The following is a 22,862-nucleotide window of genomic DNA, read 5'->3' on the forward strand; positions in this document are numbered from 1 at the left end:
TGGTCAAAGTGCTTGAATGGTGAGCAGTCCGGTCGGGGGACCGATGAGGCTCCGGGAGGTCAGCGCTGGCACTCGACCACAGCAATCATCAGGGGAAGTTCGGTGAGGCGTTCGTTCGGACTGTTGCCGCGGCGTCCGGACTGCTGGTTTCGCAACCTGACCCCGACTTCGACGGCGTTGATTTCTCATTCAAGTACCCCGGGGCGAGGAAAACGGCGTACCTGCCGCAGATCGATGTCCAGGTGAAGTCGTGGCGCGTCCCCACCGGGGCGGGGGACACCTGGAACTACTCGATGGAGTCCAAGCATTTCAACCAGCTGGCCGGGACGTTCGACATCCCCCGATTCCTGTTCCTGGTCGTGGTGCCGGCGGATATCCGGGCCTACACTCGGGCTGACGACGAGTGCCTCCGCCTCTACCGGGCCTGCTACTGGGCGTCCTTCAAGGATGTTCAGCCCGCATGGGAGATTCCCGGCGACAAGGAGGTCAAGGCCCCGGTACCGAAGCGGAACCTGCTCACCGTCGACTCCTTGCTGGCGCTCATGGTCAGGCCGGTCACGTCGCTGGAGGCTTCATGACCGTCGAGGAGGATCTGCGCCGGACGCTCGCCGCGATCCCGCCGGACGACGTGAGGACCTATCTCTCACACAACGGCTGGGAAGCCTATGACCGGATCGGGTCGTCGCGTCTGTGGGCGGTCAGTGAGGGAGACCAAGACTTCGAGGTCGTCATCCCGCAAGACGCTGACGTGCGGGACTACGAGCTCCGCATGATCAACCTTCTCCAGGTCCTCACCGGGGCCGAAGGGCGCCCGCGCGAGCAGATCCTCCGGGACCTGACGAACGTGAACGTCGACCGCAACCGCGTCCGGACCCAGCCGCCGGCGCCGACCGGCAGTATCTCGGTGGCGGACGGGGCGGCCGCTTACGAAGGCGTCAGGGAGATGCTCATCGCCGGCGCCTACGCGGTGCTGAGCGAGCCTGCCGTCCGCCTGCCACGGCGCAAGCTCGCCCAGGTGGAGGAGTTTCCGAGGAAGGCAAGGCTGGGACCGGCGGAAGCCGGCAGCTACATCATCACCGTCGAGGTTCCGCTGGCGGAGGACGACGGCGCGATGTTCAGCGTTCCCCAGCCTCTTGGCCGCCGGGTCATGCTGCGGCTCTACAGCGCGATCCAGGCGGCCCACGCGGCGTCGAGTGAAGCCCTGGAGAGCTCCGAACTCGATCCGTTCGCGGACCGCGTCGGTGAGGGGATATCCGCACAGCTGTGCAGGGCGTTGGGCCGGTTCGGCGGCACCGAGCAGGACCAGCCCTTCGAGATGCGGTTCGCCTGGGCGCTGCGGACTCCGACCGGCATCGCGACTCCGCCCGTCCGCTTCGACGCGTCCATGGCATCGGTGCTCGCCCAGGCGGGTGAGGACCTTGGTGTAGGCGATCGGATCGACCGTGACGCCGTGGTCGTGGGTACGGTCTGGCGATTGCAACGGGTCCGGCCGACCGACGACGGCTGGATCATCGTCCGCGGCTCCAACACCGCGAGCGAGGATCGCCAGCGGCGGCTGATCAAGGTGCCCCTGCCACCGGAGGATTTCAACAAAGCCCTGCAAGCCAGCCGGGACGGTCGCCCGGTCAGGATCATCGGGACGTTGGCCCGCACGGGCAAACGCACGGAATTCAGATCCGTCCGCGACTTCTCCATAACCGACGCGGATCAGCGCGAGACCGGTTCCAGGGGACCCTGACCGGGACGCATCAGCCCGCGGAAGTGTCCGACCATGCGGCGCACGGCCGCCGGGTCGCGCACGACCACGCCCAGCTCGATGTTGTCGCCCAGCGCGCGGTCGGTGAGGTTGGCGCTGCCGAGGAAGGCGACCCGGTCGTCCGCCGCGACGAGCTTGGCGTGCAGCGCTGCGGGGGATGCGCCTGCCGCCTGCCGGTGGCGGGCTGGCCAGGTCCAGAAGGTGGCCGAGTCGCGCAGCGCGGCGAAGGCCGTTGCCGCGCCGGTTCCCCTGAGCGCACCGCCTTCCTGGCGGGGGCTTTCGAATACGAGGTCGATGTGGACGCCGCGCGCCGCGGCGTCCTTGAGTTCGCGGACGACCTCGCTCACGCCGAAGGCGGCGAAGCTCACGACGAGCAGAGCCGTCCTGCTGCTCCTGATGATCTCCGTGACGACCGCGCCGGTGAGCCTGACCGCCGGGCGGTCGCTGAGGGGGCCGCTCACGACGACGTCGGTCTGACGCCGAGCATGCCGGGCGTGCAGGACGGCCCCGGTCTCCAGCGCCAGCGCGACGGCTTCCCCCGGGGGACGTGGCTCGGCCTCCCGCCATGCCCGAGCGAGCCGCGCGGCGCGGACACCGGCCGCGAAGCCCGGCCCCGCCTCGATGAGCCGTGCTTCAAAGTCGGTGCCGGGCGCTCGGTGGCTGCGCAGGATCCGCGCCCACTCCTCGATGTGCCCCGGCGGTAGTTCTTCGGCCAGCCGGGCGATGACGCGGGCCAGCTCCGGGGTCACCGGGCGAGGAAGCCGATGTCGGAGTCGATCACGGTGTCCACGAGCAGCGCGCGGTCGAGGTAGTGGTTGCCGTGCTCGCAGGACGTCTCGGCCGCGAACAGGCACGCGTGGCAGGCCGCGCCGAACAGGCGGCCGTGCGGGCGCGGGTCGTGCTGCGCGCAGAGCGGGTCGGAACTGCACAGGCGGGCCGCGTCGAGCGCCTGGCCGATGAGGTCGCCGAGCCGGTCCCGGCGCCCCAGCGACACCAGGCCGCCGAACGTGCCCTCGCTGTCGGGGGCCGCGGTGTAGAGCAGGATCCCCGCCATGGGGCGGTCACCGGTGCGGGCGTAGATCCGTTCGGCGATGCCCGAAGCGTTGTAGCCGCACTCCAGAGCGAACTGCCGGATGAGTACGTGCGCGAAGGTGTGCAGGAGGACGTAGCGCATGCCGGGCCAGTCGCCCGGAGACATCTTCCGCTGCGCGCGCCAGCGCTCATGTCCGAGCCGCAGGACGCGCTGCCTCTTCAGAACCTCTGGCCGCTGTTCCCAGGCGGCGATCCTGTCCTCCTGGAAGCGCAGGAGGATGCCCTCACCGCGCGTTTCGGCGCAGGGCACCCAGGTCGGCGCTTCGCGGGACAGCCGGACGCGCCGGTTCGTGTCGGTCGCCTGGACGTCCCATTCCGGTGCGTCGATGCGAGTGAAGCCGTAGAGCGCGGACACCCGCCTCAGCCGCGGAGCGAGAACGACCTCGTGCAGCCAGGAGCGCGTCGTCGTCGGCGCCTTCTCCTTGCGGATGGTGAAGTCGGGAAGGTCGACCGGGTCGGGGCGGGTCAGCGCCTCCCATTCGGGGGTGTCGAGGTCGCGTTCGTCGGCGGGTTCGTCGTCGGTCTCGGTGGCGCGCTTGCGCACTGCCTGGAGGACCTTGTCGACGCCGAAGAATTCGAGGTCCTGCCAGCACGTGAGCTGGGTGACCAGCGCCTTCGCGCTCTCGTCGGGGAGCGGCACCAGGAGGCTGAGCTGCCCCCAGTTCTCGATGATCTTCTGGGTGAGCTCGTCGTCCGCGCGGGGGAGCGTGAAGGCCTGCAGTTGCATTGCGAACCAGGAGTTGGTCGCTCCGAGACCGAGAGTGCGGGTCGGTTCACCGCACTCGCTGAAGGACGCCAGATGGGGGTCGCGGCCCCGGCAGGCGGGCAGCCTGCGCCATGCCTCCGGGCCAAGGGCCGGAGCCATGGACCGGCCGCCGGACTTGTCGGTTCGGCACTCGCAGCTCACGTACACGTTCGCGGCCTCTCCCGTCGTGCCGCGCTCCTGAAGCTTCAGGGTGTGCTGCCCGCCTTCGGGGACGATCCCGTCGTGCACGTAGAACATCCAGGGGAAGTCGTCGAGGTGGCCGTGCTCGCAGGCCAGGACGAACCGCGCCGGGACGACGACGGGCCGGTTCCCGCCGCGCCCCCGGCATTCGTGGATGTACCGGATCCGCTCGGGCGAGTAGGAGTGCGGCAGCAGCTTGAACAGCCCGCTCTCCACGGGGGCGAGGATGTTGCAGCCCGAGCAGCGCAGCCAGCGGGGGAACAGCCGCACGGGGACGCCGACGCGGCTCCACTCGGCGAACGGGTCGCTGGTCTCCGGGATGTGCGGCGGCGTGCGCAGGGCTTCGACCTGGTCGCCCAGCTCCCTGCGCACGGCGGCGAGGAGCCGGTCCTCGCGGACCCGTTCGGACTTGGCGAGGTCCCAGTCGTCGAGTCCGCCGATGACGACGGACAGGTTCGGCAGGTCGGCGACAGCGCCGACCCCGAACGTGTGAAGGAGCTGGTTGGGCCGAAGCTCGCCGACCCGTAGCGGCTGGACCGTCATGGGGTCGCTCCGTCCTCTTCGTCGTCGGTCTCCACCGGGACGTGCGGGGGCTCATCGACGATCGAGAGCCCGTCGTCCTCGGGAAGCAGCAGCAGCCTGATCCCCGGCTCCACGTCGCGCAGCGAGGTGGGGCACGTCATCGGCTTCCACTTGCCCTCTTCCGGCCGGCGGAGCAGCCCCGCGGTGTCGGCTCCGGCACCGAGGGGTTTGTCGTAGGCGAGCCTGCGGCCCGGGATGAGGCGCTCCCTGTGCCACTGGTCGAGGCGCGCGTCGAGCAGGTGCTCGACGGTCCGTCCGACCGCGTTGTCTCCGGTGACGTCGGTGGCGCGCCGCCGAACGGACCGGACGACGTGGTCGGCGAGGCTGTTGTTCCGGTCGAACGCCGCGGCCTTCAAGTTGCCGTTGTAGGACAGGTCCAGGTCGCGCACCAGGGACATCAGGACCCCGGTCAGCCCGCGGTCCACGGCCCGCTCGGCGTACGGCGTGACCGAGAGCGCCTCCACGTGCTGGTAGATCGTCTGGTGGAAGTGCTCGAACGCCTCGTAGTGGGACAGGTCGCGGGGCCGGGCCCAGTTGAAGACGGTGAGGACCAGACCGGGCGCGGCCCGCCCGACACGGCTCGTCGCCTGGATGTACTCGGCGGTCGACTTCGGCTGGTTCGCCACCACCATCACGCCGAGCCGGGACACGTCCACCCCGACCGCGATCATGTTGGTCGCCAGCAGCACGTCGATGGGACGGCGCTCGCCCTTCGGCCGGTTCTTCCGGAACGGCACCTGGAGGTGGTCGAGCACCTCGGGGATCTGCTGGGACGACAGCCGCGAGGTCAGTTCCTGGGGGAGCGGGTCGTGCCGTTTGGCCAGCCCGCGCTCGTCGGCCCGCATCAGCCGGGTGGACACGTCGTCCTCGACCAGCCGCCGCATCCCCGCGAGGTCGCGGAGGCTGTTGAAGTAGCCGACGAGGGTCATGTACGGGTCGGTGACCTCGTTCTCGCCGTACTTGGTGTGGAGTGCCTGCGCGGCGCCCAACACCGCGACGTACACGCGGATGAGCGTGGACTTCAACCGGGTGCCGTGCGCGCAGATGCCGACGTAGCGCCGGCCGGGCGCGTACCCGGGCGCATCGGGGACGGTGGGCCGCTGCCGGGCGAAGAAGCCGTCGCCGATGTCGACACCGGGCGGCGGGAACAGGTCGGTTCGCCGGTCGAACAGGGCGCTGATCTGCTTCTCGGCGCGCCGGATCGTCGCGGTGGACGCGACGACCTTCGGCCTGACCTTGCGCCCCTCGCCCCGTTCCCAAGTCGCGAGCTTGTCGACCGCGGTCTCGTACAGGCCGACCATCGAGCCGAGCGGCCCGGATATGAGGTGCAGCTCGTCCTGGATGATCAGGTCGGGTGGGCGGAGGCGCCCGACCGGGACGATCCGCGCGGCGGGCGCGTCGCCCTTCGCCGGGTGGGGAGCCGCCGTCCCGGACAGCTCCCAGTCGTTGTTCTGGAGGTCCTCGGTGACGTAGCCGTGCCGTTCGCACCGGTACGCGACCCGGCCGAACAGCGTGACGGTCTCGCCCTTCCAGGCGAGCTGCGCGAACTTGTCGACCGTCCCGATGACCAGGCTCGGCAGCAGCCGGTAGATCTCCTCGTCGACCACCACGATCGGGATGCCCTCGGGGCCCGCCGCCGACCCGAACGGGCAGAAGACGTCCGGGCAGACGACGGTCGTGCGCCGCCGCGTCATGTCGACGTGGACGTCCTGCCCCGGCTCGATCCGGCTGCCGCACCACGGGCAGCTCGTCAGCTGGTGGGGTGAGCCCTGCCTGACCACGGGGCGCTTCCGGTTGCCCTTGTGCTGCTTCAGCCATTCGGAGGCCTGGTCGGTGCGGTTCGGGGTCACCCGGGCACCCACCCACAGACCGATCCGGAACGGTTCGACGCCCCACGTCGCCTCGTCGTCGCGCCGGAGCGTCTCGCATGCGCAGATCAGCGCGGTCGCCCGCTGGAACTGCTGGATGGTCAGCAGCCGCAGCGTGTACCGCATGAGGACGGCGACGCCGGCACGCGGGTCGAGGCCGCCCAGGGGGCCCTGGAGCCGCCGGATCGCCAGCGTGAAGGCGGTCAGCCCGAGATACGCCTCGGTCTTGCCGCCACCGGTCGGGAACCACAGCAGGTCGGCCAGCGCCGAGTGACCGTCGGCCCGCTCCTCGTGGGCGGGGTCGGCCAGCGACGGCAGGTTCAGCAGGACGAACGCCAGCTGGAAGGGCCGCCAGCTCCGGTTCCTCGCTACATCGACGGCCGCGACCACGTCGTCCAGCGGTCGGTCGGGCTCCTTCGTGCGGATGTCGGCGGCCATCGTGTGGACGCGCTGGAGATGCATCGCCCGGTTGGCGAACGCGAAGGCGCGGCGAACCGCCGGGTCGTCGTCCAGCAGCCGGATGCCCGCCTCGATCCGATCGGCGGCACGCACCGCCTTGCGGAGCGTCTCGTCGACCTCCGCGGTGTACCCGGCCAGGTGCCGCGCCGGATCGGTGAGCCCGGCCCTCTGCCGGTCGATCCAGGCGCGGTACCCGGTGACCAGCGGCATCAGGGCGCCCCGAAGGTCGCCCGCCGGGCTGCCCGCCAGCCCCGCGAGGTCGCTCATGTCGACCACGAGGTCGGCGAGTTCGGGCAGGTCGGCGTCCGTGCTCACGTCCGGGACGCCGGTGGCGGGGACCTCGTGGTCGGCCACGGCGACCGTCTCGACCCGGACCGCGCGCATCGGGTCGTCCGGCGACGGGGTGACCCGCACACCGGTGCTGTGACCGACGGCGAACTCGGGCGTGAACCGGTACGCCATCATCAGGCGCTTCTGCTCGGCCTTGTCGGCGTTGTCACCGCCGCTGACGGTGGCGGGCCTGGGCAGGAACACCGCCGCGCCGCCGGGACCCGTGACGCTCAGCCGGACCTGGAACATCCAGGCGGAGTCGGCGAGCTGGGACGGCTTGGGCCTGCCGTTCACCAGGAACACCGAGACCAGCCAGTTGCCGTCGAGCCGCCGGGCCCGGCCGCTCACCACGACCTCCGGATGCTCCGAGGTGAGCTGTTCGGGTGACAGGAAGCCGTCCCGCAGTTTCAGGGACGCGGATCCGTGCTCGGGCACGCGGCGCCACACCGGGCCCGAGGCGTCCTCGTCCTCGGGGTAGACGCGCTCGTGGTAGGCCCAGTCGGCCTCAACCACGAGTTCCTGGACGTCGCCGGACACGTAGACGGTGCACCCGAGCGACGACGGAGCCAGGCTGACCATGTTCGGCGCGTTGCGGTCGCGGTCATCCTCACCGTGGTCGCCACCGGCCCCGTCGGCGTTCTCGTCCTGCTCGTCAGGCTCGATCACCTCGCCGTCCGGTGCGAGCCGCCCGAGGATGTAGCGGTCGGTGGGCCGCTCCTCGAACTCCTCGCGCTCCCCGGCGAGCGGCCCGTGTAGATCTTTCAGGACGAGACCGAGCAGCTCGTCGCGGATCTCGGCGGGCCGGGGCACCCGCAGCACCGTGTCGTCGCTCACGGCGTCACAGTAGCGCCGACCGCCGACACCGCGCCGTCATCGATCTGAAAGGTCCGATCGCCACGAGGTGATCAGACCAGGTCGTGCCGACCCGCTTTGATGATGCTGGTGAAATCGGCCCAGGTGGAGGCATCGAAGGTCAGCATGGGCCCATCAGGATCCTTCGAGTCACGGACGGCGACGGACGGACTGACAGCCGCGACCTCGACACATTCACCACCCGTCCCACTGCTGTAGCTACTCTTGCGCCATTGCAAAAGCTCCTGGCCTGGTCTGGTCATAGGCCCTCCACGATCGCATGCAGTAGATCGAGGGACTGATCTGCGGACAGAGCAGCGCCCCTGATCAAGTTGAAGGCTAGCGCGTGCACACGGACTTCACGAGGGTCCTCTAGGAGTTGTCCGGAGCTCTGCCCTTCTATGTAGACGATGTCCGGGTCCTTCTCGAAGCCCAGGATCGTGAAGGGGCCTGCTGTTCCGCGGTAGGCGCCTTTGCTGCACGGGACGATCTGGATCGTGATCCTGGGATCCTCAGCCAGCGATGCCAGATGAAGGAGCTGCTCCTTCATGGTGGAGACTCCGCCAGTCGGCCGACGCAGCACACCTTCGTCGACGACCATGATGATCTGAGAAAGTCGCGTCTGTTGGAGGATCTCCTGTCTCGCAAGCCGTGCTTGGAGGATTTCTTCCGCTTCGGCCGCAGGGCGCCCTTCTTTAAGGACCTCGCGACCATACGCCGGTGTCTGGAACAGGCCATGCAGTACCAGGGCAGCGCAAATTTGGAGAACTGAAGCCCTGGCCTCGCGACGCACGTATTCGTGGAAGCCGGGCGGGCCGACGGGTTGCTTGCCCTCATTCTTGATCTCGGCCCAGAGGGTATGGAAGGTGCGGGTCTGGAGCTTGAAGAAGGTGTCGAAGTCGTCGGACGTCGCCTCGGACGGGGGCTTTTCGCAGGTCTCCAGTTTCTCGATCCAGCCCGGCGAGCAGCCGAGGGCTTCGGCGAGCTTGGCTCGCGACAGCGAGGCTGACTCCCGGTAGGAGCGTAAGAGCGCGGCGTAGGCCCTGATCAAGGGGTCCCGCGTGAAGTCGCAGGTGTCTGCGGACATGAGACCGACCGTTTCCTGAGTGACCCGGGACACGGTGGTGGAACGAACCGGCCCAGGTGGGGGGGGTGGTGGGGGGGCATCGGTATGTAGCTCGATCGTAACTCGCTGTATCACTCTCGTCACAGCAAATGCGCGAACGATCGACGGGAGGCCACCCTCAATGGACACAAAACCGTCCACAGATGATCAAGAGCTCAGCCGGCTCCGGGCGGACTTCACGAGTCACCGGATATGGCGGTCGGTCCGTTCGGACGGGCGACTCGGCGGTTGGGTCGCGACCCTGCACGACCCGGCGGCGGGCGTGGACCCCACCGTCGTCACGGACACGGCCACGCAACTGCGCGAGGCGCTCGTCCGAGAGCGCGACAGGGCAGCGGCCAGGCCCTTCCGTACGTCATGACACGGCACCGGGAACGCCGACGCGTCCGAGCGCGCCGACCGAACAGCGACCAGGTGTGGTCAGCCCCCGCGCTCTACCCGCCAGCCCAAGCACCGCCGCCGAAGATGCCGCTAGGAGCGGAAGAATGCCTGAGCGAACTCGCTCTCGAACTCGAAGCCAAAGGATGGATGACGCTCTCGCAATTCGACACATCTCCCAAGTTCCTGCGCGTCATCGATGCCCGGGCGCCGCGTATAGGGCAGAGCGTCATGCTCGTGGCGGCACCGAACGTCCCATCCGCTGAGCAGGTCCCGTGGTACAAGTCCGCGACAGGCGTGCTCTTTGGCCCGTGCACCGCTCCGGCGAAAGCGGCAGAGGCGGTCCACCACTTGCTGGCCCCGTGGGTCTCCAGCGCCCTACGGGCACGCCGCGACACCCATGAGCCTTTTCAATGATCGCTACCAGCGGCAGCGGAAGGCGTCAGAACAGAGTGTCGGGCGGCGAAAAGAGTCCGTCCTCAATCGACGCTTGCGACTCGGCAGAGGCTTTCGACGCGGGTGCACGCTTCGGGGCTCGCTTCTTCGGAGCGTGCAGGCCCTCTCGCTCCTCCTGGCGGTACCGGTAATGGTTCAACGCCAAGAGCTTGTCGAGCACATCAATCTGCGCCTGCGGGCTGATCGTGAACCGCACGCCCTGCCGAGTCTCATGGAACCCATGCCCAAGATCGATTTCCCGCCACGAGGGCAACGGCGTAGACGCGACCCGCTCCTCGAACTCCCGAATCCCAGGTTCCCGCTCCTCATCAAGTGCATAAGCATCCCGCACCGCCTCATCTACCTCAATATGACTTTGGCGTAGCACGTCAACCGCTGCGTCTTGCACTGAAGGAGTATGGACGAGGTTGTATATAGAAGTCAATCCTGGCTGCGAGTATTCTCTCACATCTTCTGTGCTTTGCTGAGCCCTCTCGAGAGTCGCTCCAGCTTGAGTCATTCTTTTGGTTCTAGTGCATTTTGGAAGCGTCTCGCAGCAATCTGAAAGTATATAGCGAAGATCGCCCTTCATGCTTCCGGAATGTCTCACGGTCCAGGTGTACTGAAGATTGCTGGATCGCAAAGCCAGGTCGGCGTAATCGTCGACAGGAAAGATGATTGCTGTTTGGTCAAAGACCTGTCTGCTGTCCACAAGTCGCGGTATTTGAGTCTTGCTTGTTAGGGCGATGGCAAGTACACGGGGAAGATCTTTGATTCTTTTTAGGAGTGCTGGCCGCTTCTCTGCGTGCTGCCACCAATAATCTCGATATACTTTGCGGTTATTCTCCAAGCGAACTGGCTTTATGTGTTTCTCGGCGAGTTCGAAAACATCCGCATAGGTAGCCGCCTTCTCTTCAGGCCAATCGTGAAAGTTGATTACCCATCGACTGGCGCGGGATTTCCAGCGTTGATTCAGATCTTCTCCATTGAGATAAGGAAAGATCACTTCGCCGTAAATTTCATTCTTCTGGATCAGGCTGCGAACTGTTTCCTCGTCGAGGATGAACCCCTTGCCAAGGATAATTACACCTTGGTATGCCTCATGTTCATTTGCCTTGAGTTGAGCGGGTTTGCCGGTGACTCGTGAGATGGGGTTTAGGGACGTGGTGATGGCCGGGACCTTGTTGCCGTCCAGTACGCGGGTCTCGTCCTTGGAGGCGTGGCCCTCCCACACCAGGGAGACCTCCAACGACGCGGTGCCCGGCCAGGGCTGGGATTTGACAGCGCGGTAGATGTCCCAGTTCCAGTCGGCGGCCTGGTCGAGGCCGACCTCTCTGGTGTCGCCTTGGGCGATCGTGTTGGTGGCGATGATGCCGGTCCGGCCCTGCGGCGCGAGGTCCAGGTTGCGCAGCAGGAAGTAGGAGCACAGGTCGGCGCTTCCGCGCTGCTCTCGGGCGATCCACTGGACGAGATACTCGCGCACGTCCTCGCCGATGCTCCCGGTCAGCTTCTGGCCACCGATGAACGGCGGGTTGCCGACGACGACGTCGAACCCGCCGCGCCCCATGACCTCCGGGAACTCCAGCGGCCAGTGCAGGGGCCGAATGGGGTCCTTCCGAGAACCCTGGAGCATCGGGGTGATGAGTTCGCGGACCTCCTTGGTGGCCCGCTCGGATTCCTCCTGGAGAGCGATCAGGTCCGCGCTTCCAGCCCACTGGTGCAGGAGGGCGTCGAGCCGCAGGCCGTACTCGCCCGGGTCGAGGTTCTCGTTTTCGAGGGAGCGCAGTGCGGCGGCGACGCCGGCGAGTGACGTCTCGACGTCTTCGGCGAGGCGGGCGAGGCGCTGCTCGTAGTAGTCCTCTTCGCGGCCGTCCGCGTCCTCCCAGTGGGGCCTGCGGTTCTGCTTCTTGTCGATCGCGGCGGTGAGGGCGGCGGCCACCACGGCGTCGGCGGCGAAGCGCAGGTCGTCCACCAGGCTGTCGGCCAGGGCGAGCTTCCTCGCGAGCTCCTCGCCGTGGACGGCGTCGCGGACGGGTTCGGCCTCGATCTCCCGGCGCAGCCGCTCGACCTGCTCGACGATCACCTGGGTGGTGTCGGTGAGGGTGTTGGTCAGCCGCGAGTTGACCCGGTACCCCTCCTGCGGGTCCAGGTGGAAGGCGAGGAGCTGGTCGATCGACGTCAGGCCCACCAGGGAGTCGCCGGTGCGCAGGGCGTGGTCCAGGAACGAGAAGGGCTTGTCCTTGGCGAGGGTCACCAGCCACATCGACAGCTTCGCCAGCTCCACCGCCATCTCGTCGCGGTCCACGCCGTAGATGCAGCGGGCGGCGACGCGGCGGCGGGCCTCCAGGACGAGGTCCTCGCGGTCGTGGCCGGGGCCGACCGCCGTCCGGACGTCGTCGGGGAGGCCGTCGCGGTCCCAGGCGTCCATGACCCGCTCGGCCAGGTAGCGGCAGGCGGACACCAGGAACGCACCCGAGCCCATCGCGGGGTCGAGCACCTTCAGTTCGAGCAGCTCGTCCGCCGACCTGGCGCGCCACACGGCGGGCTCGGCTCCCTGCGCGGGGCCGGGGGAGAAGCACAGCGGGGCGAGGGTGTGCTCGACCACCTCGTCGGCGAGTTCGCGCGGCGTGTAGTGGGTGCCGGTCGCGCGCCGGTCGCCGACGCGGCTGATGATGAGCGAGTTCTCGGGGTACACGGCCGGACGGCCGCGCAGGTCCTTCTCATAGAGGCCCCAGAAGCGCACCGCTCGGGCCGCGAGATCGTGGTCGTTGTCGCACGCCGCGTCGAGCCTGCCGACGTCGGCCTGTGCGGGCTCGGCGGCGAGCGCCTTGGTGAGCTGGGACGCCGTCGCGCCGCTCCGCTGGGCCAGCCAGTCCTTGAAGGACTCCTCGCCTTCGGCCGCAGCTTCCAGCGCCGCCAGCGGGACCTTCGCCTCCTGCTTGCCGATGAGCCGCACGTGCGGTTCACCGGTGATGGTGCAGGAGAACTCCAGCAGGCCCTCGTAGACGTGACCGATCTGCTCGACGCCGAGGCCCTTGTACGACAGCCGCTCGCCGCGCTTCTTTAGGAACAGCAGCGCTTCGAGGACGGCGTGCACCACCAGGTCCGAGACGGGAAGGTGCTCCAGCCAGGGGAAGCGTTCGGAGTCGAACAGCCGCCCGCCGTACGGGGGGATGCGCATCGCGTCGTGCTGCGAGCCGCCGTGCACCGCGCGGAAGATGGCGATCAGCCGGGGCCACGCGGCCGACCGGCGGTCGCCGACTCCCGGGCCGTGCCGGGACCGGTCGTCCTCCAACTGATCGAACAGTTTGCTGACCGAGTACGACAGGTCGTACAGCCGGGTGCCGACCGGCATCAGCCGGGCCTCCTCTGCGTAGAGGAGGAACACCAGCCGCATCATGACGACGAGGGCGCTGCGGTAGGCCTCGCGCGGCTCCACGCCCGCGAGCAGGCGGCCTTCCACGGCCCGGTCGAGCTGCCCCATCTCGGCGACGAGCAACTCGACCGCGTCGCGCACCTGGCCGCCGAGGGTGGTGGTGATCTCCGCCTGCGCCTCGGCGCTGCGCGCGAACAGGGCCGCCAGGCTCGTGGAGTGGGCGCCGTCCGGGGCCGTCGCGGGTGCGAGGACGCGCTGCGCCGACAGCAGCGTCACGAACGCGCGCAGGAGGTCTGTCTCCTCCAACCACAGGTCGGCGTCGAACTTGGCGATGGTCGCGGGTTCGTTGGGTCGCGCGTGCACGAGCGTCCACGACCGGCCGTTGGTCAGCAGCGCCAGGGGAGTGCCCCGGCGGCGGCACAGGTCGGCCGCGTGCTCGACGGGCGTGCCGATGGCTAGTCGTCCTGGCTTGTCCAGCGCCTCGGTCCACGGACGCCGGTACAGGAGCAGGCGTTCGGCGCGGCCGCCCTTGCCGTCGGGGCCGTACAGCACGCCGTCCGGCCGGGCCCGGTGGTCTCCGGGCGCGGCGCGCAGCGCGCCCGGGAGCGCCGCGCCCTCGGTGATGACTCCGCCGGTGAGGCGCAGAACCTCCCGCAGGACGAAGTCGCACCAGGCCGCGTTGAGGAGGTCCGGGGCGTCCTGGACCTCCTTCCACGCGTGCCGCAGGCGGTCCATCACCGCCGCGGGGACGGTGTCCAGTCCCTGCTCGAAGACCGCCGCGAGGACGGGGACGGCGATGAACGGGCCTTCGGTCGGCAGCAGCCGGACCCAGGCGGCGTGCTGGTCGGCGATGGACGGGGCCTTCGGCCTTCTTCCGCGCGGCGGCATTACTGGCTGCTCCCGTGGGCGATCGAAGCGGGCACGAGGAAGGTGACGGCGGCGGGGAACCACCGCGCCTTCGGGTCGGCGTAGCGGCGGCGGAGGGCGTCGGTCTCGTCCTGGAGCTGCGCGGGGATCGTCGCGAGGCGGCCGAGCAGGGCGTCGCGGTTGGCGCGCAGTTGCCGCTGCTCCACCTCGAACAGGCTGGGCTGCTCCCAGTGCTCCCTGTCGTCGAGGACGGATCGGATCGATTGCTCCAGTTCGGCCAGGACCCGCTCCATGGCGGAGATCTCCTGGGCGCAGCGGGCGTCGAGGTCCGCGCCGAGCCGCCCCTTGCGCTGGTTGGCGCGGGTCTCCAGAAGGCGGGCGAGGCGCGGGTCCAGTTCGTCGTCCCAGAGGCCGGTCAACCGGTCGAGCACGGGCGCGGGCGGCTGCTCCTCCGAGGCGGCGGCCAGCCATGCCTCCAGGTCCTCGGCCTTCACCCGGACGAGCTTCCCGCCTTCCAGCACCCCGCCGGCGACGATGATCTCCTCGTGCAGGCGGGTCCCCTCCGCACCGGTCACCACCACCCGCATGTGCGCGGCGATGGCGGGCGTGCGCAGCACGTCGCCGGGGACGACCCGGGCCGTCACGCGGTTCAGCTTCGTCCGCCGGGCGACGTCGTGCGCGCTCGACCACAGCTCCGCGCGCAGCAGGCGAAGGCACATCTGGACGAGACGGTGGCCCAGATGCAGCAGGACGACGTCGGTCCGGCCGCCGACGGCGTCGCCGTCGAAGGTCACCACGCGCTCCGCGCCGGTGAGGGGGTGGTGCAGGCCGTCGTTACGGGCGTCGGCCCATGAGCCCGACAGCGCGGGAAGCCGGAAGCAGGCCGCCGGGAAGTCCGGCGGCGGCTGCGCCGGGAGGAGATCCTTGTTGTGCTCCAGCCGCAGCGCGGTGCGCACGACCCGTTCGATGGTCTCAGGGGAGAGGTTGAGCTGGGTGCGGCTTCCCGCGAGGGTGTCGGCGAGCCGCTGGAGGTCGCGGGCGAGGTCGTGCTTGACCTTCAGGGCGGCCCGGCCGCTGCGCGTCGAGATCTCGGCGTCGGCGGTCTGCCAGTCGGCTCGCTTGCCGAGCATCTTCTGCTCGACCTGGACGGCGATGACGTCGCCGGCGCTGCCGAGGTCCTCACGGATCTGCTCGACCTTCTTGGCCGCCACGTACAGGAAGTGGAGCTCGTCCTCCAGGGAGCCGTCCTCGCGCGGCTTCGTCCCCTCCCAGCCCTTGGGGACGAAGTGGAACACCTCGACCCGGTCGGCCGTCTGCCCGTGTCGGTCGATGCGGCCGTTGCGCTGCTCCAGCCGGTTCGGGTTCCACGGGATCTCCCAGTGCAGCAGCCGGTGGCAGTGGTTCTGCAGGTTGATGCCCTCGCTGGCGGCGTCGGTCGCGAGCAGCACCCGGACCTCGCCGCCCTCGATCCGCGGATCCTCCTGGAAGACGTTCTTGACGTGTTCGCGCTCCTTGACGTCCTGACCGCCGTAGAGCTGGGCGATGCGCGCCGCCGGGTACCCCGCGATGATCAGCCGGTCGCGCAGCCAGCGCTGCGTGTCCAGGTACTCGGTGAACACGATGACCCGCTGGTCGGTCCAGCCGCCGTCCGGGGTGCGCACGATCGGTTCCAGCCACTTCAGGAAGGCGTCGAACTTGGCGTCCTGACGGTTCGTCGCTTTGCCGGCCCAGGTGTGGAGCTCGTTGAGCAGCCGCTTGTCCTCGGCATTGAGCGGCGCCATGACGCGACGCGCCGCACCGAGCGCCTCGGCCTCGGTCTCCGTGTAGGCGTCGTCCTCCTCCGCCGTCTCTTCGAGTCGCTCGATGAGGGGACGCAGGACGCGTTCACCCGCCTTCTCCGCTGCCCGCTCCAGCTCGTCAGGCCGGTCGGCCGCGCGCTCCCGCTCGGCCATGGTGCGCAGGTGCGTGCCGACCGTCTCGTAGAAGGCCTTCGGCGAGGAGAACAGCCGCTTCTTCAGCAGCATCGTCACGAAGTCGGCTGCGGTACGGCCTCCCTCGGAGGCCGCGGCCTTCCGCCGGCTCGCCGCATAGGCCGCGAGCTTGGCGTGCGCGTCGCGCTCCTGTTCGGAATAGGTGGTCTCCAGGTAGGAGGTGACGCGCTCCGGGAACTCCGGGGACCCGTCCCAGCGCCTGGGCAGCTCCCGCTTGAGCCGCCGCACCATGATCTGCGCGAGCTGCTCCTCGCCCGGCGGGACGTCGCGCGCGAACCGCTGGTCGTCGAGGAGTTCGAGCAGGGCCGCCCATGACTCCGGGAAGCCGTTGTGCGGCGTCGCGGACAGGAAGAGGCGGTGCTCGCAGTGCGGCGCCAGCAGGCGGATCGCCTCGGTCCGTCTGGAGTCCACCGCGTAACGGCCCCGCGTCGTGGGCGCGCACGTGTGCACCTCGTCCACGACGAGCATGTCGAATCTGCGCGGATACTTCGGGACTTCGGGCAGGATGTCGCGCAGCAGGCGCCTCGGCCGGTCGCGCTTGAGCCAGTCGACGCTGACGATGATCCGTGGGTAGTGCTCCCAGGGGTTCACATACAGGCCGCGCGACCTGCGCAGCTCCTTGAGCAGCGCCGAGTCCAGCACGACGAAGTCGAGGCCGAACTTGTCGCGCATCTCGGCCTGCCACTGAAGCGTCAGGCCGGCGGGGCAGACGATCAGCATCGTGCGGGCCCGGTGGCGGAGCATGAGCTCCTGCATCACCAGCCCGGCCTCGACCGTCTTACCGAGCCCGACGTCATCGGCGATCAGCAGGTTCGTCCGGGGCATGGACAGGGCCCGCACCACCGGGTCGAGCTGGTAGTCCTTGATCTGCACGCCCGACCGGAACGGCGCCTGAAGCACCGTGCGGTCGGCGGAGGCGATGGCGCCCCAGCGGACCGCGTCCAGGAACGCGTCGAGTTCGCGAGGGTCGTCGAACCCCCGGCCCGGATGGGGCAGAGCGTGCTGGTCATGGGCGACCGCACCGGGCTCCAGCTCCCAGACCACCTCCAGGCGCTCGTCGCGGGCGTCGTCCTCGATGCTGACCAGTTCCACCAGGTGGGGCGTTCGACCGGTCAGCATGCTGTCGGTCGCGCTGCTCACCGTCCCCGGCACGACGTTGGCGGCGACCCAGACGCGATTGCGTACCGTGACGAGCTGCCCGTGGGCCGGAACGTCACTGTCGAGTGCCACCGTTTCCGCCATGCGTCCCCGCTCCCCGTCGTGTTCAGGTGGACATCCTGCCCTAACAATCACGAGAATTCACCGTGAACCGCCCTCTGACCCGGGATACCACGGAGGCGAACAAGCGTGCCGAGACTCGCGATCGCGAAGAGCTTTCTGACCGGCTATGCAAACCTGGAGAAAACGGTGCGCAAGTCGGTCGATGAGGCGATCAGCCGATTCGAGCACCACACCTTCGCGGGCCTCCATCTGGAGAAGCTGCAGGGCGCCGAAGACCCCAACGTGCGCACGATCCGCATCGACGGAGGGCGGCGCGGGATCGTGCTCAAACCCGAGACCGGCGACGTGTACTGCCTCATCGCGGTGATGGAGCACGACGCCGCCATCAAGTATGCCAAGAGCCGCAAGTTCAGCGTCCACCAGAAGCTGGGCGTCCTCGAGGTCCGCGACGCGACGGCGCTCGCGCAGGTCAGGCCGGCACTCGACGCGCTGGCCCAGACGCAGCCCGAACGGCTGTTCGCGGAATACGACGACGGCGAACTGATCAACCTCGGACTGGACGCGGAGGTGCTGCCGATCGTCCGCCTGCTGACCAGTGAAGACCACTTGGTCGCGCTGGAGAGCATGCTCCCCCAGCCGCAGTACCTCGCGCTCGTGGCGCTCGCGAGCGGCATGTCCGCCCAGGAGGCGTGGGAGGAGATCTGCCAGCTCCTTCCCGACTCCTCGCCGCCCGAGGACGTGGACACCTCCGACCTGGTCAAGGCCATGGAGAGGTCACCGGGCGACGTGGTGTTCGTCTCCGGCCCGGACGAGTTGGCGCAGATGCTCGCCCACCCCTTCGCGCTCTGGCGCGTCTTCCTGCATCCGGCCCAGCGCAGGCTCGCCCGGCGCCCTTCGTACAACGGCCCCGTCCAGGTGACGGGAGGAGCCGGGACGGGCAAGACGGTCACCGCCTTGCACCGCGCCAGTCACCTTGCCGAGCAGGGCGAGCCCGTACTGGTGACGACCTTCACCACGACCCTCGCCGAGACCCTCGCCCACCAACTTGATCTCCTCGTCGAAAATCCCGAGGTCCGTGGCCGGGTCGAGGTGATCAATATCGACAAGCTGGCCTACCGGATCGTCAAGCAGGCCAACGGTCACAGCCCGAAGATCGCCGGAAGCGCTGAGATCCAGGCACTCTGGAACATCGCGATCACTGAGACGGACGCACCGTTCTCGGCCGCATTCCTGCACCGCGAGTGGGAGCAGGTCATCCTGGCCCAGGACCTCCTCGGCCGGGAGGCGTATCTCGGCTGCGTCCGCCGGGGACGGGGTAAGCAGCTCAGCCCCGAGCAGCGGAAGAAGGCGTGGGCGGCGATCTCCCGGTTCCTGGAACTGCTGGCAGGTACGCACGCTCGCACCCACATGCAGATCGCGGCGGAGGCCGCGCGGATCCTCTCCGCCGAGGCCCTTCCGCGTTACCGGCACATCATCGTCGACGAGTCCCAGGACCTGTACCCCGCGCAGTGGCGAATCCTCCGCGCGGCCGTCGCGGTAGGGCCGAACGACCTGTTCATCGTCGGTGATCCACACCAGCGCATCTACGATCACAGGGTCTCGCTGAAGAGCCTCGGCATCAGCGTCACCGGGCGCAGCCACAAACTGAAGCTCAGCTACCGCACGACCGCGGAGATCCTCAATTGGGCGGTGCGCCTGCTCGGAGTCGAGCCGGTCGCCGGGCTGGACGATGCGCAGGACAGCTTGGCGGGGTACCGGTCGTCCCTGCACGGGCGGCGACCGGCCGTCAGGGGATTCTCCGACCGAAGCTCGGAGCTCGATGCGCTGGTGGAGCAGATCAGGGCCTGGACCGACGCCGGTGTCGAGCCTCATGCCATCGGGATCGCGACGCGCTTCGTGAACGGGGTCGGCAAGATCGAACAGGCGCTCGCCGCCGCAGGAATCAGCACGGCGTCCCTTGCGGCCAGCGAGTCGGCCCAGGAAAGCGTGCGAGTCGGCACGATGCACCGGATGAAGGGGCTGGAGTTCCGCTGCGTCGCCGTGCTCGGTGCGGGTGCCGAGGCCTTGCCAGCCGCTTTCGCGCTCACTGAGAAGGACGAGGACCCGACAGCGCATGCTCACGATCTCCAGCGGGAACGCTGCCTGTTCTTCGTCGCCTGCACCCGGGCACGTGACGCATTGTATGTCTCCTACACCGGCCAACCGAGCCCGTTCCTACCCGACCATTCCCCCTGAACGAGGCGTGTGGCCGGCCCTCCCTTTGCCCCGAGGGCGTCTGAACCTGATCAGACTTCCGCAAGCCAGACTGACCTCTCACCGCTCGCTGATGACACTTGAGCCCGCCGCGGAGGTAACCGCCGCATCACCACCGAACACCGCACGTATACGTCATCGAAGCCGACACTGTTCAGATTGTCGTCTCCCATACCCACCACGAATGACGGACGAAGCTCTCGCTCCCCGAGGAAGCCGAGGGCCATCCCCGGTTGCGTGTACCGTCGAGCTCTCAGCGAGGACGTCCTTCAGCTCGCTGATGCCTTGTAGGTGGATTCCCCGCCGTCCGACCAGGTCCCGCGCGTCTGAGTGCACTTCGGAATCTGTCTGCGAACAGGGCGAGAACTGCTCCCGAGGCAACGCCGATCAGGAACTCGCGAGGGCGGCGGATCGGCGGTTCACGGCGCGGCCTCTCGTCCGGGAGAGGCGGCCCCTGCGCTTCCGCGGCCTGGTACATCTCGTCCACGATCCGGTGGAAACGGCGTTCCCGCCGGCTCGAGGATGTGGCGATGCGGGTTTCGCGGGCGCCGCCCCAGAACCGGCGGCCCGGCTCACCCTTGAACAGCGAGGACGTCACTGCGCATAGGAGGCGCTCATCCATCGTCTTCAACTCGAACGACATCTGCCAACTCGAGAAGATCAGATTTACGTAGATCTGTTGGAGATCGGCGTCCGGGTCGCGACCGGGCAGGACGGGACCCCAGGCCCGGCGGTACAGCGGGTTCTCCAAAGCCATCTTCAGCAGCTCCGCATGAGCCACCCGCTGACCCTGCTCGCGGTTTACTTTCGAGTCACGTGCCTGGAGGACCAGGGTCACCACGATGCCGACAAGCGCGAACGCCGACAGCAGTGCGGAGGCCGCGCCGTAAGTCTGCCCGATGAAGCTCAGCCGTTCCCATCGTGCCGCGTCACCGTCGAACAGGTCGAGAGCGATCGGAGACGCCCCGACCAGACCGACCGTGAGCAGAACAAGCAGGGTCAGCAGGACGGCCAGCGTGGTGCGTCGACCGCCGCCCGCGGTGAAGCTCGTCCGGGGCACGTCTCAGCGTTGCGCCGGCGGCGGTGGGAGCGGAGCGATTTCCCTGGCGAAGTAGGACGCGAGATCCTCACCGCCCTCCCAGAGCACGGTCATCTCGATCCGGCACTCGTCGATGACCTTCGGGTCGAGGATCCGTCGGGCGCCGTTGTGCACGCCCGCTTGGTCGTAGCCGACCTCGTAGAGCGCCACTGTTCCGAGGATGATCACCTCGGGTAGCGTCCCGCCCTCTTCGCGATCGCGGACCGAGTGCGCGTCCAGGACGCGTATTTGCTCGCCCGCCTCGGCCCGGACCCGCAACGCCTGCATCTCCCACTGGAGGTAAGCGCTGACGGGACGTTCGACGATACGGATCCTCCGAGACTCGAAGCCGGCCTTCTCGAACCGGTGCCGAAGCGCATCGAGACCCTCGTCCTTGATCCTCAGCGCCTCGTCCCAGTCGCCGCGCATGAACGCGCGGTAGCTGACATCTTCCTCTTCCTGGAAGGTCTGCCGCCGTTCGAGCTTCCAGAAGTAATCTCCGATGTCAGCGAAACGTTCTCTGGCATCGTACGCATATTGGTCGGGAGTAAGGAAAGTGGCGGGTATGTCGGGTATTTTGCTAAGCATCTGGGATATCCGGTTTGGCGGCGATAAGTATGTTGCGAGGCAGGATGACGATTCGCTCGTCGGATCCGACACTCACGCCCGGGGGTAGTTGAAGGCGGTACACCTCGGTCAGGTCGCGACCAATGGCGGCTACGTCCCCATTGGACAGCTCCCACAGGTCCGGACATGTTATGTCTTCGTTGGTGTCACCTAGCTCATGGGGTGACTTGCCCAGCCGTCGAGCGAACCGCGCGGTGGGATCAGCTTCCCACAACCTCGCCATGGCGCTTCCGATCACGCGTACCGATATTTCTCTCTAGGATCCCACGATCGTATTGCAGTGACAATATACGGTCTGCTGAAGCCGCTTTCGGCTCCGAGGGATGCGAATTTCGGCTCGTATCGAGGGTCCGCGCCCAGGGCGCCGCCAAAGTCTGAGCGGCGTGCCTGCTTTGAGGTCCGTGCCCTGTTGCTGTTGCGAGCGCACGTCGGCCGGATCGTGGAGGGGCCCATCAGATTGTCGTCTGGACGAGGCCTTGCCGGTTGGATCGCTGCGGCGACACCCGACTCCGGGCAACGGGCGGTGGCTTGTGCAATACGCGTTCGATGGGGAGACGATGAGGGTGCCCGCTCGTGGAACCAGGGCGGGTCGATGCGCAGGAAGCGGTTGCCGAGGCCGTCTGGCACGACGCCCCGCACCCCCCCTCTCGGGGGCAAGCAAGTGATCGATGAGGATGCGATCACGGCGGTGGAGCTCTGGCCAGATGGGTGGGTGATGCCGCGGTGCTGGTCGGAGCAGCTCCCTCCTCGCCAGAACGATTGATCGAACCTGACATCGGCGGTGCTTCCGGCGATTCCTGTTCTCGCTTCTCGAAGCGGATATTGAGGTGACCACTCGAAGAATGAACCTTGTGAAAGCGTCCGGCATCGAGCGCCATAATCGGCCCTTGATTGATACTGATTAGCCATCGAAGGTCATTCCATAACTGGCCCAGAACGGGGTGCAAGATAGCTGGTAGAGCGCTACCTGTTGTGGATAGCCTCCGCCCGGAAGCTCACACTGGCCAGGTGGGGACCGAGCGCGGTCCTCAAACGCCAGGAGCGGAGGTACATGACGACAGTCAGGCGAAGCAGCGACGAGCCGGAGCCGCTGCAGCGTCGAGCGAAGCTCGGCGGAGGCCGGCGGCGAGAGCGGGAACTGAGGATTCGCGTCAGCGACGTGGAGTACGAAGAAATACATGAAGCGGCGACGCGAGTCGGCCTTGCATGTAGTGCGTTCGTTGTAAGGACGGTGCGTACCGCGATTCGGGAGCAGCGACCCCTGGACGGAGCGCTCTTCGCGTTGCATGCCGAGTTGCGGAATGCCAGCCGTCAGGTGAATGCGGTCGGTGTCAATCTCAACCAGCTCGTGCGTCATGCCAACGCCTACAACGAGGTCCCGGAATCGGTGCAGTGGTTGGCGGCGTACTGCTTCCAGGTGGTGCGGCGGGCGGAAGCCGTCATCGTGGAACTCGGTCGACGGCTGCCGTGATCGCGAAGGTCACTCGCGGTACCGATGTCGGCAACCTGCTCCGCTATCTGTATGGGCCGGGCAAGCGGAACGAGCACGCTGCCCCTCACATCGTTGCCGGGTACCGGCACCCGGCTGCTCTGGAACCAGCACGACGCGCGGGCGGGAAGCGCGA

13 protein-coding genes are annotated in these 22,862 nt (G+C 68.0%); 4 read left to right on the forward strand and 9 right to left on the reverse strand.

The annotated features are described in order from the left end of the window. Positions 1-65 precede the first annotated feature (65 nt). Together ACQEU6_RS40735 and ACQEU6_RS40740 are read left to right on the forward strand one after the other, a co-directional pair. Positions 66-578, forward strand: coding sequence for a DUF4365 domain-containing protein (locus ACQEU6_RS40735; RefSeq protein WP_499340504.1), 513 nt, complete (start codon positions 66-68; stop codon positions 576-578). Then, entirely contained in the window at positions 575-1,738 is a 1,164-nt protein-coding gene (locus ACQEU6_RS40740) for a hypothetical protein (RefSeq protein ID WP_499339036.1), read from the forward strand. The genes ACQEU6_RS40735 and ACQEU6_RS40740 overlap by 4 nt, the downstream gene beginning before the upstream one ends. Here the strand turns inward: ACQEU6_RS40740 and drmC are convergent. From drmC to drmD, 7 genes are all read right to left on the reverse strand, one after another. Further along, positions 1,708-2,505 carry a DISARM system phospholipase D-like protein DrmC gene (gene drmC, locus ACQEU6_RS40745; RefSeq protein WP_499339037.1) on the reverse strand — a complete coding sequence of 266 codons (798 nt, stop codon included), beginning with the start codon at positions 2,503-2,505 and terminating at the stop codon, positions 1,708-1,710. The two genes, ACQEU6_RS40740 and drmC, sit on opposite strands and share 31 nt — an antisense overlap. Further along, a complete protein-coding gene (drmB, locus tag ACQEU6_RS40750) occupies positions 2,502-4,337 on the reverse strand; it encodes a DrmB family protein (RefSeq protein ID WP_499339038.1) in 1,836 nt (611 codons plus the stop codon). Before drmB ends, drmC begins: the two co-directional genes overlap by 4 nt. Then, positions 4,334-7,867, reverse strand: coding sequence for a DISARM system helicase DrmA (gene drmA, locus ACQEU6_RS40755; RefSeq protein ID WP_499339039.1), 3,534 nt, complete (start codon positions 7,865-7,867; stop codon positions 4,334-4,336). The genes drmB and drmA overlap by 4 nt, the downstream gene beginning before the upstream one ends. Positions 7,868-7,938: 71 nt before the next feature. Continuing rightward, entirely contained in the window at positions 7,939-8,148 is a 210-nt protein-coding gene (locus tag ACQEU6_RS40760) for a DUF397 domain-containing protein (RefSeq protein WP_499339040.1), read from the reverse strand. Next, positions 8,145-8,972: a helix-turn-helix domain-containing protein gene (locus ACQEU6_RS40765; protein ID WP_499339041.1), complete on the reverse strand. Its 828-nt coding sequence runs from the start codon at positions 8,970-8,972 to the stop codon at positions 8,145-8,147. Before ACQEU6_RS40765 ends, ACQEU6_RS40760 begins: the two co-directional genes overlap by 4 nt. 859 nt (positions 8,973-9,831) lie before the next feature. After that, complete coding sequence (locus tag ACQEU6_RS40770; protein ID WP_499339042.1) at positions 9,832-14,088, reverse strand: Eco57I restriction-modification methylase domain-containing protein; 4,257 nt, start codon at positions 14,086-14,088, stop codon at positions 9,832-9,834. Next, entirely contained in the window at positions 14,088-17,288 is a 3,201-nt protein-coding gene (gene drmD / locus ACQEU6_RS40775; protein ID WP_499339043.1) for a DISARM system SNF2-like helicase DrmD, read from the reverse strand. The genes ACQEU6_RS40770 and drmD overlap by 1 nt, the downstream gene beginning before the upstream one ends. A gap of 357 nt (positions 17,289-17,645) precedes the next feature. Between drmD and ACQEU6_RS40780 the strand changes: the two genes are divergently transcribed. Further along, positions 17,646-19,514 carry a UvrD-helicase domain-containing protein gene (locus tag ACQEU6_RS40780; RefSeq protein ID WP_499339044.1) on the forward strand — a complete coding sequence of 623 codons (1,869 nt, stop codon included), beginning with the start codon at positions 17,646-17,648 and terminating at the stop codon, positions 19,512-19,514. 271 nt (positions 19,515-19,785) lie between these two features. Here the strand turns inward: ACQEU6_RS40780 and ACQEU6_RS40785 are convergent, their stop codons facing one another. Together ACQEU6_RS40785 and ACQEU6_RS40790 are read right to left on the reverse strand one after the other, a co-directional pair. Then, positions 19,786-20,592 carry a DUF6082 family protein gene (locus ACQEU6_RS40785; protein ID WP_499339045.1) on the reverse strand — a complete coding sequence of 269 codons (807 nt, stop codon included), beginning with the start codon at positions 20,590-20,592 and terminating at the stop codon, positions 19,786-19,788. Positions 20,593-20,595: 3 nt separating this feature from the next. Next, a complete protein-coding gene (locus ACQEU6_RS40790; RefSeq protein ID WP_499339046.1) occupies positions 20,596-21,198 on the reverse strand; it encodes a DUF6879 family protein in 603 nt (200 codons plus the stop codon). Positions 21,199-22,288: 1,090 nt separating this feature from the next. Between ACQEU6_RS40790 and ACQEU6_RS40795 the strand changes: the two genes are divergently transcribed. After that, positions 22,289-22,708 (forward strand): plasmid mobilization protein, encoded by a 420-nt coding sequence (locus ACQEU6_RS40795; RefSeq protein WP_499339047.1) that lies wholly within the window; start codon positions 22,289-22,291, stop codon positions 22,706-22,708. The last annotated feature ends 154 nt before the right edge of the window (positions 22,709-22,862 follow it).

It is taken from the genome of Spirillospora sp. CA-108201 (genome assembly GCF_050936235.1).
Taxonomy (GTDB): Bacteria; Actinomycetota; Actinomycetes; order Streptosporangiales; family Streptosporangiaceae; genus Spirillospora.